The following is a 13233-nucleotide window of genomic DNA, read 5'->3' on the forward strand; positions in this document are numbered from 1 at the left end:
TCTGCTCTCTAGTTGAACTTCCAACAGCTTAAGCTTAAATTGCCGTACTGGTAGCTGCGGTGAAGCAACGTTGCTTGACGGTTCTTATCACCCGAGCCCATAGCCAGCAGGAGCGGGATAAAATGCTCGCTCGTCGGCACTGCCTCCTGCGCAAAGGGAGCCAGCTCCCTATAATTGAATAGTGCCGGGAGATCCCATGCCTCAAGCTTGCTCTGCAGCCAATTATCGAATGATTCCGCCCATTCGTCAATGCCTTCAGACTGCCAATTCAGCTTTCTGAGATTATGGACGGTTCCGCCGCTTCCAATAATCAGCACATCCTGCTCCCTAAGCGCAGCTAATGCCTTGCCGATCTCATACTGCTGCTCATTGGTCAAATAACGGTTAACCGAAAGCGCGACGACGGGAATATCCGCATCCGGATAAATCAGCTTGAGTACGGCCCAAGCGCCGTGATCAAGTCCTCTCTCCTCATCCAGCACACTTGGAATGCCATGTTCAGTGAACAAGGCTTGAATGTCTTCACTGAGCTGGCGTTTGCCTTCCGCCGGATACGTCATCTGGTACAGCTCATCCTGAAAGCCCGAAAAATCATAAATCGTGCTGTACGCTGGAGCAGCGCCCACTGTCTGAACCGTCTGCTCCCAATGGGCGGAAAAAAGGACAATCGCTTTCGGCTTTGGCGTCTGCTCCTTAAAGCTTTTCAATAGAGCCGTATAACCATTATTCTCCAATACAATGGACGGCGCGCCATGGGCAAAAAAGTATGCTGGCATCATTGTGCTTGTTCCCCCTTGTTCTCAAGTAGCCATGCAAGAAAATCCCGTTGATTTTCTTCGGACACGCCATGGTCGGTCGGATAAATCTTAAAGGTCAATTGCGGCGTCAGCGCTTGAAAATAATCCGCTGTCTCGTGTCCAATTCGAATCGGAAATACGGAATCAAATTCACCATGCGAGACAAACATGGATACGTTCTCCAGTGATTGCAAAACATATTCGTGTTTGACGAACTCTGGCACATAGCCGTTCAACGCAACAATGCCTTTCAACTGGTCCCCCATCGTAAGGGCAAGCGTCATCGATAAAATCGCACCTTGGCTGAAGCCAAGCAAATAACGCTGGCTCGCATCAATCGGGTATTTTTCCGTTGCATAAGCAATAAAACCTTCAAGCTGCTGCACAGCCCGGTCAAAAATGTCCCGAATCGGGTTGCCGAGGCTCTTCAGCTCATAATATTGGTAACCGGCGCCCAGCCTAAGGTCGCCTCGGATGTTAATGATGATGAACTTGTCCTCTAAAGGCGCTACAAGCCCATGCATATTTGCCTCATTCGAGCCTTTCCCATGAAGGGTGAAAATAACAGGATAGGTTTGGCCTGCCTCCGCATGCGCTGGCAGGTGAACATCATAATGATAAGCGGGGTTCATAGTGGCCCTCCTCAAAATATTAGTAATAAGAATTAAAGTTCTGTATTACAAATATATAGTGAAGCTATAGCTTTGGTCAACATGAAAATCGCTGCGCCCGCTTCTGACACATGCAAATAGCGCGTGCTGATCGGGGATCGGCACGCGCTGCTTGGTTTCTTTTTTTTATAAACAAACTACAATGTTTCCAGCAGCGCTTTAAGCTCAGGATTCAATTGCAGAACATGCAGCACCATTGTTAAAGCCTCCGCACGGGACGCTTGGTTATTCGGCTGGAACGTTCCGTCGCCAGCTCCGCTGACGATGCCAGCTGCCGCGGCTTTCTCAATTTGCCCCTTGTTCCACACTTGATTAATGTCGGTGAAAGCAGGCACACTCGCTGCATTCACACTATCAAGATCAATAATTTTAGCAAGGATTGCGATTATTTCAGTACGGCTAATTTCCTGATTCGGCTTAAATGTGCCGTCCTTATAGCCTGAAATTACGCCTGCTGCATGCAGGCTTCCAATCGCCGCTTCCGCCCAGTGGCCCGAAACATCACTTAGCACGCTGCCGCCTGCAGCAGGGCTGGATATGCCAAATAACTTGGAAATGATGGCCGAGAATTCAGCGCGGGTAATGCTTGCATTCGGACGGAAGGCATTGTTCTCATATCCATTAACGATGCCGAGCTTAGCAAAGACGTCAACCGTCTTATTTGCCCAGTGGGAGCCGGTATCCGTAAATGGGATGATTGTTGGATTAGCTTTAGCTTCATCTACTTGCTTCGCAAGTCCTGTGATCACATCATCAATCTTGACGACTTTATCATTGAACTTTATTTGGGGCGCTGGCACCGATGTCGGTGTCGGCGCTGGCGTTGCTGTAGGCGTTGCTGTCGCTACAGGCGTAGTCGAAGAGCCGCCTCCATTGCTTCCACCACTAGCTGGCGCTTGAACAACAACGCTATGGGAGGCAAACACAGCCGAACCATCGGCCGCCGTTGCTTTCACAGTAACCGTACCTGCGGACACGCCCGTCAATAAGCCGCTGGCATTAATGGAGGCGACACCTGTACCATTTTCAACCGACCAAACGATCGATTTGTCCGCTGCATCCACAGGTGCAATTTCTGCTGCCAATTGGATGGTACCGCCAGTCTGAACAGCGGCTTGCCCCGATACCAAGACGGAGTTTACCAACACAGGTGTCGCTGTTGGCGTCGGCTCTTGTGTTGGTGTTGGTGTTGGTGTTGGTGTTGGCGTTGGCGTTGGTGTCGGCGTTGGTGTCGGCGTTGCAGGCACGTTTATCGTTATGTCCTTGCTCCCTACAATACCAGTGCCGTCAACGGCAGTTGCTTTCGCTGTAACTGTTCCGGCCGATACGGCCGTCAACAGCCCGTTTGCATCAATCGTCGCTGAGCCTGTACCGTCCACAACAGACCAGACAACCGCTGGATTAGCCGCATCGATTGGAAGCACTGCTGCATTTAACGCTAAAGATTGACCTACATCGACCGTATCGATACCGCCAGACCCACTGACCTGAATATCTGTTACGACATGAAAAAAGTTATCCGTAATCAATTTCGGACCAGAGTATACAGCTAATTGTGCCAAAGTCACAGGAACATTAACATCGTTATTTTTAATTAAAAACGTCACGAGTCCGCTATTCGTATAGGAGGACATCCCCCCGAATATTGAAGCATTCGAAATATAATCAGGATCCATATCATAAAAGAGTAAATTCGGATTACTCGTATGAATAAATATTTCTGTTCGTCCCGTCACGAGCTCGTCATCCGCATCATAAACAGAAAAAGTGACACTTGTATAATCCGGATGATTGACATCCGTATGTGGCAGCTCGGCCAAAGCAACATAATCTACAGCCTCTGTCGGTTTGTACGTTTGAATGTTGGATAATGATACGGATTGGCCGCCATAAGAACGTCCGGGAATCCAGCTGACCTGACCATCCGTTACATACCCGCCCATCATCGTTTTATCAGCATAGGTATTTACGGTTACCGATGTTTCCCCTGCGTTAACATCCGGAACCTGTGTGACCGTTCCATCGGAATACCGTATAAATGCATGTTCTGAAGCGTCTGGCAACCCACCATTATAATAGACTGTTACAAGGCTGCCCGAGGAGATACAACCGCTTAACAAAGCGAGAGTCAAAATTAAAACCAAACCCAATTTCATTGTTGAACTTTTTTTCATTGCTTTCCCTCATTCCTTATCGTCTTAATAAATGCCCGTTAGCACTAGTATAGCCCTTGCCAATGACAGGAAAATGACAAAGTCTTGGACAACGCAAAGAACCCTCACTTTGAGGGCCCTTAGGTTATGTTACGGATGCTATACGATGAGGAAGAGGAGCTAAACCAAAAGTTAAGGAAACTTTTTAACGCCCATCACATGATCGAGCGGAATATATCCGATTTCCCTGCTGTCCGAGCTATGATTGCGATTGTCGCCCATGACGAAAATATGCCCTTCAGGAACGTTCCATTGCTGATCCGAAACAAAATTCATCGTTTCATTCAGATAAGGCTCGTCCAGCGCCACACCGTTGCGATAGGTTTTATGATCCTTAAACTCCAGCACATCGCCAGGTTTGCCTAGCACTCTTTTCACATAAAACACGGCGTTGTCATTCGTATTATTTTTCATAAAAAGCTGAAGCAGCGGGTGCTCCAAAAGATCATCTGTCAAATCCCGTTCTCTGCTCACCCGGCTGTCGATCACGACCACATCGCCATATTCCGGAAGCTTGGACAACGTGTGCGAGATTTTCGAAACGTAAATTCGTTCCTTATCCTGCAAAGTCGGGTCCATTGAATGACCGTCAACCTTATAGGGCTGAATAACAAATACACCAATAATTAATGAAAGTACAACTGCAATGCCGAAAGTGCTGACCCAGCTGCCAATCTCCTTCAAGGCTTTCATCTTAATAACGTCATCCTCCTCTTTCAAAGACTCCCTAAATTATACCATTTACTCTACTACATGAAAACCTGAAGCCAGGCAGGGCAGCTTCATGCTTTTCGTTTCGTGAATCTGCTCCCTGTACAAAGATAGATTTGGCGGACACAGCAGACTCTATTTCAACAGATTGACGGGTTATGGAATAGGCTGCGGACTCAGGAGACGCTAATGTGCTGCAAATTTGGTCATTCAGCGGTTCTTGTTTGTTAGACCGTTTTCTACCCGTTTAGAAACGCAATTAAGGCTTTATTAAATGACTCGGGATGCGTCGCATTAACGCCATGCGGACCGCCTTTAATTAAAGCAAGCCTGCTGCCTGCAATGGCTTCGTGCGAACGTTTTCCACTTACTTCGAATGGCACAATAGCATCGGAATCGCCGTGGATAATGAGCGTCGGTACATTTATTTTTGTTAAATCATCGCGAAAATCGGTGCGCCCAAACGCCTTGATGCAATCCAGCGTCCCCTTCGGTGAAGCAAAAGCGGCAATATCGCGGTTATACAAGCGAGCCGGCTCGCTTACCAAATCCGACTTTTCCCCAGCGGCAAAAAAGTTCTTAGTAAATCCATCAAGAAAGGCCAGACGATCCTTCTTTACCCCGTCCTCGAACTCCTTGATCAGGGCATCATCAACGCCGCCATCAGGATTGCCCTCGGTTTTATATAGGTATGGCGGGACAGCTGCCGCCAAGACGGCCGTGAATGAGCACCACCGGTTTTCCTGTACCCCGATCCTCATAAAAAAGCTCAATAGGAGCATTATTTTCCGATCCAACCGTTAATTTTGTCATGTGAAGCACCCCTTCCAAGTTTGGGTTACAGCCTTGCAAGCAGCTCTATTCATCCTGACACCGGGTGAAGAAAGGACAGATTTCATACGCTGCGAGCCATTGCTGCAATATTATTCCCCTGATAGAGGACCTCCCAAACATTGAAGAGGCGGAATAGGAGGGTCCTGCAAGCGTTAGCTTTTTAAACAACCTCTTCATACTGCTCCATTATTAAAAGTGAAATTTTTACAAACCTATAGTAAAATAGACTAGTTCTTTTTGTAACCAAGAAGTATATGGGGGTTAATTATTGAATAAAAGTCTAGCAGTAAAGTTGTGTTCTTGTTGTCTTATCATCCTGTCCATTTTGCTCAGCGCCTGCTCAATCAAGCAGGAAAATCCGCAAGAGCAGCGTCCCAGCGCAATCCCAATTGCCGAGCCTCTTATTAGTTCCACAATAAGCCCTACAGCTAGTACTTATCACCATTCTTTAAGCGACTACTCTGGCAGTTGGACAGATGCAGTATTTAATCAGTATCTCTGTAATAATTGCTTTAGTGGAATTGATATTTATAGTACAGACAGCGATACAGGCAGCTTGTCTTTCTATTTATATAATCCTGATCGTGTGATGGACTCGTCCACAGAAATCAAGCTTACAGACAATGAGGGCTCTTTTCTATTGGAAGATTATGCAGGAAAAGGAACCGGCACGATAAAGCTGGAACCTGATCGCGTTATTATAACTTTAAAAATGGATACCGATATAGAAGGCGTTCTAGAGGCCTATAGTGATGAGCGAACCTTTGTAAGAGACCCCTATAAAGGACTGACTTATCTGGACCCTCTCGCTCTAATGACAGACTACGTTAAAGACAAAGATGGGCTTAACCGCTTGAATTACATTTATGACAATTCAGCGGAATGGAATGAAGAACTGTATGGCACTGATGAGCTGAAGGTTATAGTCGGTTTAGATGACAAGGGAGAAATTACAAAACGATTCACGGTGAACAGATTGACGGGAAATATATTAGAGCTACCCTTTTTTTGAGTATGTCCCTTACAGGAAAAAAAAGAGCCCGCTCATTACTGAGCTGGCTCCAACTATAAATCATAAGTTATAAGTCATCTATTCCAGTATTTCATTCGAAAATGCCGCTTACAGCTCAATTACCGTATATTTAATTTCCTGCTCTGAATTTGGCGCCATCGCATGCAGCTCGTGATCCGGTGACTCCCAAATAGGCTTGACAGGCACTTTATAGCTTTGCAAGTTCTCATTTGTCCGCCGCACGGCGTAAGCCTCTGCCTTGCCTTCAACCATCATCTCTATTCTGTTGACGTTGTTCAAATCGACACCTTCGTTAATGGACATGCCCGCCAAATCAACGGTAGGAACCTTAATGGACCAGACGGATAACAATCCTGGCATAATTCGGGTACGACCATCACCTACTACGCCGCCTGCCTTAAAGCTGAGCTTCTCTCCATCAGGCTGAAGGTTCACTTCATATTGATACAAGCCTAAGCTGCTTTTATGAATAAAATCATGGCGCTTCGCTTCTCGGTCAAGGAAGGTAGAAGACCCGGAATGCGCAAAATCAACATGCACTTCCCCGTCCGTCTCACGCGCTCCAGGCAGCACAACCCGGCAGCCGCTCACCATCATATGTGCTTTTCCGGCGATTTTGCTCCGGATGAGAAGGTTGTCAAGCGATAGAGAGAATACAGCCGCGTCGCCTGCGCGCATCGCTGCAAACTGCTCTGGGAATGTCTCCTCCTTAAAAATAAATTTGATATTTTCAAACGGCTGAATAGCGCTATCCGAAGCATTAAGCATATTTTTCAGCTTGACGATTACATCGGCATGAATCCCGCTCAGCTCTGCGACATGGCTGTCTTTGATTTTCGGGAAACGCTCATTGCCCAATGTCATATAGCGGAATGCCTGATATTCCTGATAGAGGAAGTCAATCAAGGCAAGTCTAGCCTGACTGAAGCGTTCGAAAATATAAGTATGGAACAACGGCAAGCTAGCATCCATACCGTCTCCCAGGTTTTGGCGCAAACGATCGTCATTGGCTTGCAGCTCGATCAGCTCGGCCGCCAGCTTCTCATCCTCCAGAAAATAGGCGCTGTAGGCCGACGCCTTATTTTGATAATCCTCGACAACATTCAGGAATTCATAAAATACCGTGCGGTATTCCCCCGCTTTTTCGGGAACCTTGCTGTAAACCGGCTTCAGCAGCTCCTCAAATTCCTCCCTAGTCATCGTCATCAGCGTCGAACCATAACCGAACCGTTCTTGTGCCCTGTTCATCTGCTTCGTCAGGTCAACCAAGCCTCCGCCCTGCTCCCATAGCGCGCGGCCAGCAGCAGCGGTCTTCTTGACCGAATCCAGTGATTTGGATAGCTCCTTCTCCTTCTCCTTCTTTTCCTTTTTAATCGACTTATCGCTTTTGAAGGCTTCGTCAATGATAATCGTCTTGCCTTCAGACGTGAAATTGCTAATAGCCGATCGCAAAGCGCCGCCCACTTTGAGTGCTCCTACTACAGGAGCCACACCCGTAGCCAATGAAACGCCCGTGACAATTAAATCAACCGTTATTTTCAACGATTCCATGCGAAGCTCGTTTTTCAGTGCCTCGACAAAAGCGGTCGCTTTCTTTTGCAGCTCCTCACCTTTGCTTTGGACATCCTTCAGCATCGCATCGATATTATGCTTAAGCTCGTCTCTTTCTTTAATGAGCCATTCCCTGCGTTTAGTAATTTCTGCGGCTTTGTCCGCGGATTGAGACATGGCCTCCTTGATTACCCCGACCCGGCTGTCCTGATTGGCCTGCACGCTTAAATAATCTTTATATAAGTCCTCCGCTTGCTGGGCGGCCGTTATTAAGCTGCCGCCAAGCTCCAAATAGCGGTCGAACGGCATAAGCGGAACCCAGTTCCATGGATGCCCGAAATAATCAAGTCCTTGGCTGAGTTGGGCAATCAGAATGGCGGCTTTGTTTCGCAGGGCAAGCCATTGAAGCGAAACCTCCAGCATGCGGCTTTTGAATTCTTCAAACCGATGCGCCTCATCCTCATGCACCTCATGAAGCGCAGCGTAGCGAAGCTCTTCAAACCAATCTGCATCCGGCATTGTTTTAAGCATCCATTCGAGCAAAATCGCCGCTTCATTCAGACGCTCCTCGCTGGAGGCCAGATAAGCGATGCCGGCCTTATGCAGCGTAAGGCTTTTCTGCTCCAGAGACCCCATTAACCGCTGATCAAAGTAAAGCAGCTTGGGAGCATCCTGCCTATGGATCACTTCAAAGCTACCGAAGAAATCGGTATATTCAATAAGAGCAGGTTTACCCTCGCTATTAATTCCACAACGCCCCGGCCTGCCATCTGCTGCGGGAGCTTTAGAGTCGCCATTCTTGCCATTTGTTCCGTCTGTCCCGCTTTTCGCTCTGTTTGTCTCACTAATAATATAAATATAATTTTTGTCCATCCATGCCGGTGCAGGCTCTTTATCATAAAAACGGCCGCCTTTGCCGCCTGTTCCGCCGCTTGCTCCCTTGCCCGGCTTTGCCTGTTCACCGGCCCTGCCCGCCCGGCTCTCCATCTTAATGTAGTGCTCATTGGCCGATACTACGTATCCGACAATGATATCCCCTCCGTTGCCGCCATCTCCCGATTCTCCGGCATTTCCACCGTTTCCGCCATTGCCGCCGTCGGTGCCTGGCGTTGGATCGTCGGGAAAGAAAATGTTGAATTTGTAGTCTACTCCATCAATGCCGTTCGCGCCTTTGCCCCCGTCTCCGCCCTCCTGTCCACGCCCGCCTTGTCCGCCGTTAGCGATTAGCTTCAACTCGCCTTTCAGCTCAAAACGCTCCGCTGCCAAAGTAATAGCGCCGCCATTATAGCCGTTTGAACCACGTTCCCCATTTGCACCGGATAATCCCTTCTCGCCCGGCTTGGCTCCCGCAACACCCGTTTTAGCACGATTTTCCGTAGTGAAATTGATATTAGCTGTTGGACCTGACGTATCGATAACAGCCTCTGCTTCTGAAGAGATAATACGCGCATTAATTGTTATATCTCTTCCCTTTGTTTCAAGCTTGCCTGCTAGACAAACGGTATCCGCATGAATGACATAATTGCATGTGGTATCCCTTAAATCCTCATATGTCAAAGTCAAATCAGCAGCTGTTAAATAAATCGTATTGCCCTTCTTACCTCGCTGAACATTCGAATACTTTAATTGATTAGCCAGCCACTCCTGCTCCATATTCTGCTGTGCAGGCCTATTGTCACCAACCATATTTTCTTTCGTTGGCATTCCCTTCGCCTCCCTGTATTTTCCTCATTAAATAGCGAAAAACCAGATTACTTCCATTCTTCTATCGGCTATATTCCTGTAAAAGCTTGTAAGCTTTCACTAAATTCATCATATCAAATCGTTCTGAACGGATATTGAACCATATTCTCCCTGTCAGCCATAGGCTGAAAGATAATACTCCAAACGCACCAGATAAAGGCGAGCATAAGCCGAAGAGGGAACTGCTATGATAACGCTTGTATCGAAGGCCATCACTGGATATAAAAAAACAAAACAGGCTGCCACGGGGCAGCCTGCTGTTTATCTTCTTTTTACTTTTTATGGTGTGAACAGCAAATTCAAATTATTGACGATTCCAGGTGTATAGCGCTCACCGCTGCCGCCTTCACCAAGCATGCCGTCGGCACCGTCGCCCCAAGCCCATAAGCTGCCATCAGCTTTTAGAGCATAAGTGGTATTGCTGCCGCCCCCGTTAATCACGAGGACATCAGATATACCATTGATGATCCCTGGCGTGTTTGTATCATTGGTATGGCCGAAACCTAACTTGCCGCTCTGGTTACTGCCCCAAGCAAATACATTTCCATCTTCATCCTGTGCAAAAGATTGATAATTCCCTGCACCAAGCAGCGTGATTTTGGGTAGATCTTCAAGTTCAACTGGAAGCAATTGATTAACATTCGTCCCATTGCCGACTTGGCCCATTTGGTTAAAGCCCCAAGCATATACGCTTCCGGTCACGCTTAAAGCAAGAGCGTGCTGGTTGCCCATCTTCATGGACACGATATTAGTTAGTCCCGATACTTGAACCGGAACATTGCTGCTTGTTGTCGTCCCGTTGCCAAGCTGTCCATTTGTATTGTCGCCCCAAGCCCATACGGTTCCGTCAGCTTTTAAAACGTAGGAGGAAGCGTATCTAGCTTGGATTTCGAGCACATGATCCAAGCCCGGTACTTGAACAAGCGGTGAATAATCTCCCCATGTCCATACCGTTCCATCACTTTTCAACACAAGTGAGTTCGTGCCGCCTTCTGCTGAAATAGCAATCGCATGATCAATTCCGTTCACTTTAACTGGTGTATTGCTTGAACCCCTGCCCCATTGCCATACGTCGCCTTTCGAGGTCAGAATCAGGGAATGGCCAAAGCCAGCTTGTACCGCAATAATATCGCTTGGCAAGTTAGGCACTGTAAATCGGTTAGGGGAAGCTGTCGTCGTCCCATCGCCAATTTGCGCATTCCAGTTAGCACCCCATGTGAGCACTTGGCCCATCGCGTCCAGCACTATAGCATGGTTCGATCCTAATGAGAAATGATTTTGCGGCAAAATAGCAATTTCATTCACTTCATACTCCAGTTCCTCAGAGTCCAGACTCGCCCCCCGCATGGAATCTGCTGCATGAGCGGTTATCGTATGTGTTCCCGATGCTAAAGCATTCAGTGCAAGCGTCAGAGTATCCGTTATCGCCGTACCCGAGGCCAGAATTGCCGTGCCATCTGTATCGTATACGGTTACCACGCTGCCAGCAGTCAGTTCGCCAATCGTAATCATTGGCAAGTGGTTCGAATACGAGCCATCTACTGAAATGACAGGCTGCCCCATGACGCTTTCTTGACTTACCGCTTTCGCTGCCTGCCCTGTTGTAGGAGCCGCTGTATTTTTCGGTGTCACTTCAAACGTCATATATTTGCCAGCATCTTCGCTGCCAAGCACATAAGTAAGGCTTGTCGCTCCATCAATTGCCGTATAATTAATGGTCTGTTCGTAGTCATCCGAGCGATACCACTGATAGGTTGTTCCCTCTTCTGCATCCCCATCGGTATCCCAATAGTAATAATCCCCTGTTAACGTTTGGCCTACTGCAGGTACACCTGTCACTTGAACTCCTTCTACGTATGGAGCAACGGGAGCGTTTTTCACTGCGCCCGTAATTGCACTTTTAACAGTATCTCCAATTGTTGGCTCTGCCGCATTCACAGGTGTAACTTCGAAGGTGATATAATACCCCGCATCTTCCTCGCTGAGCACATAGGTTGAGTCATTTGCTCCGTCAATTTGCGAATAGTTTGATCCATTCTCATCATCCGAACGATACCATTCGTAAGCTGTTCCATCTTCCAAGTCGCCATCTGCATCTTGGTAGGTGTAGTTGCCCGTTAGCGTTTCCCCAACAGTCGCTGTCCCGCTAATAAAAACATCGGATGCCGTTGGAGCCTGCGGCACTGGTGTTGGCGTTGGTTCCGGCGTTGCTGTTGCGCTTGGCTCCGGCGTTACCGTCGGTTCAGGCGTTGCCGTCGCGCTTGGCTCTGGCGTTGCTGTTGGTTCTGGTGTTGCAGTTGGCGTTGCGCTTGGCGTCGGCGTTGCTGTCGACGGCGCTGGTGTTGATGATCCCGTTGTTACAGTTGCTGTTGGAGCTGGAGTAGCTGGCGGATTTTCAAAAGTCGTACCCACTCCTCCAGTATTAATGGTAGCCAGTACAATTGTACCTTGGCCTAACATTTTCACAACCGTATCTAGGACAAGCGTGTTGACTCTGCTGCCTTGGCTGAGATTCACCGTCGAGCCAGTTGCCCCTGAGTTGACATTCAACTGCTGGACAGTACCTGTCGGCAGGTCAACCTGAATTTGCTGAGCGCTGACATTGACCGTGTTGAATGAGCCTTGCAGGGTTACTTTCGCACCTGCTGGCAGTACTGCATTTAAGTTTACATTGCCAAAGCCTGCTCCTGAGCCTGATTCTTGAATAATCGCAGGAGAGTTAACCATAACAAGCGCAATCGTTGTTGTGCCTTCCGACACGATACGCACAGTTCCTGTACCTGATTTTTTGTCGATCACAATATCAATAAGCACCGAGTCGTTAAAATGGATACTGTTCTCGCCGCCGCCTTGAACGGTTACGGTTCCCGTTACTTTGACGTTGTTCAAGAACGCATCGCCATTGCCGATGCCTTCGCCCAATAACAGATCGCCATTAATGACCATGTTTTTCAGCGTTACGCCAGCTGCGCTAACAACGACGTTCTTATTAACCGTCTCAACTCCAGCAGCTGGACCATAAGTTCCCGCCGCGTCATAAACGATCGCTTGCGACTCCATTGCACGGTTCAGCGTTACTACCGCTTCTGCGCGAGTAATAAAGGCTGCCGGTTTAAACGTATTATCTGCGCTGTAGCCCTTCATAATTTCCTTAGCTACAACTGCGCCAATCGCGCCCTTGCTCCAGCTGGCAAACTGCTTCGCATCTGCGAAGGCTGCTGCCGTAGTGCTGGCTGCCGGATTGATTTTCAGCAGACGGATGACAATGACCGCAGCCTCTTGACGGCTAATCGGCTTAAAGGCTCCGATTGTTCCATCCGCATAGCCTGAAATGTAGCCTGCTTTTACCGCCTTCGCGATATCTGCATAAGCCCAGTTTGTAGAAGGTACATCGCTAAACGTAATTTCCGTTTGCTCGGTAAAGCCGAATGCACGATTGACCAGTGTTATAAATTCAGCTCTTGTAATTTGATTTTCCGGCTTAAAGCTGCCGTCCTCATAACCCGTAATCAGCCCCTTGCTGATCCACTCCGAAACTTGGCTTTGTGCCCAATGCCCTTCAATATCCGCCGGAGCAGCTGCTGCCGTAGTGGCACCAAATGCCATGCCAAACGACGACAACAATAAACATGCTGCAACAGCTGACGATACGAGCTTCTTAACCAGTTTGTTTTTCACGA

Annotated in this window: 7 protein-coding genes and 1 pseudogene; 1 reads left to right on the top strand and 7 read right to left on the bottom strand. The window is 48.1% G+C overall.

The genetic code is table 11. The features are described 5' to 3' along the window. Positions 1-8: 8 nt before the first annotated feature. From AC50Y5_RS13665 to AC50Y5_RS13685, 5 genes and pseudogenes are all read right to left on the bottom strand, one after another. On the bottom strand, positions 9-779 hold the full coding sequence (locus tag AC50Y5_RS13665) for a DODA-type extradiol aromatic ring-opening family dioxygenase (protein WP_494861326.1): 771 nt from the start codon (positions 777-779) through the stop codon (positions 9-11). Beyond that, positions 776-1429: an alpha/beta hydrolase gene (locus AC50Y5_RS13670; RefSeq protein ID WP_494861328.1), complete on the bottom strand. Its 654-nt coding sequence runs from the start codon at positions 1427-1429 to the stop codon at positions 776-778. Before AC50Y5_RS13670 ends, AC50Y5_RS13665 begins: the two co-directional genes overlap by 4 nt. Before the next feature lie 176 nt (positions 1430-1605). Then, positions 1606-3642 carry an S-layer homology domain-containing protein gene (locus AC50Y5_RS13675; protein WP_494861330.1) on the bottom strand — a complete coding sequence of 679 codons (2037 nt, stop codon included), beginning with the start codon at positions 3640-3642 and terminating at the stop codon, positions 1606-1608. Between the two features lie 171 nt (positions 3643-3813). After that, positions 3814-4374 (bottom strand): signal peptidase I, encoded by a 561-nt coding sequence (lepB, locus tag AC50Y5_RS13680; RefSeq protein ID WP_056036337.1) that lies wholly within the window; start codon positions 4372-4374, stop codon positions 3814-3816. A 257-nt stretch (positions 4375-4631) separates the two neighbouring features. Beyond that, positions 4632-5205, bottom strand: a pseudogene (locus AC50Y5_RS13685) (alpha/beta fold hydrolase). Positions 5206-5494: 289 nt separating this feature from the next. Here AC50Y5_RS13685 and AC50Y5_RS13690 point away from each other — a divergent pair. Beyond that, the gene (locus tag AC50Y5_RS13690) at positions 5495-6238 is read left to right on the top strand and encodes a hypothetical protein (RefSeq protein WP_494861333.1); all 744 of its coding nucleotides are present in this window, start codon (positions 5495-5497) and stop codon (positions 6236-6238) included. Between the two features lie 108 nt (positions 6239-6346). On the opposite strand, the gene AC50Y5_RS13695 is transcribed toward AC50Y5_RS13690, so the two are convergent. Beyond that, positions 6347-9514 carry a hypothetical protein gene (locus AC50Y5_RS13695; protein ID WP_494861334.1) on the bottom strand — a complete coding sequence of 1056 codons (3168 nt, stop codon included), beginning with the start codon at positions 9512-9514 and terminating at the stop codon, positions 6347-6349. A gap of 318 nt (positions 9515-9832) precedes the next feature. Next, a complete protein-coding gene (locus AC50Y5_RS13700) occupies positions 9833-13231 on the bottom strand; it encodes an RCC1 domain-containing protein (RefSeq protein WP_494861336.1) in 3399 nt (1132 codons plus the stop codon). Positions 13232-13233: the final 2 nt, after the last annotated feature.

The sequence above is a fragment of the Paenibacillus sp. JT22N7 genome (assembly GCF_059383875.1).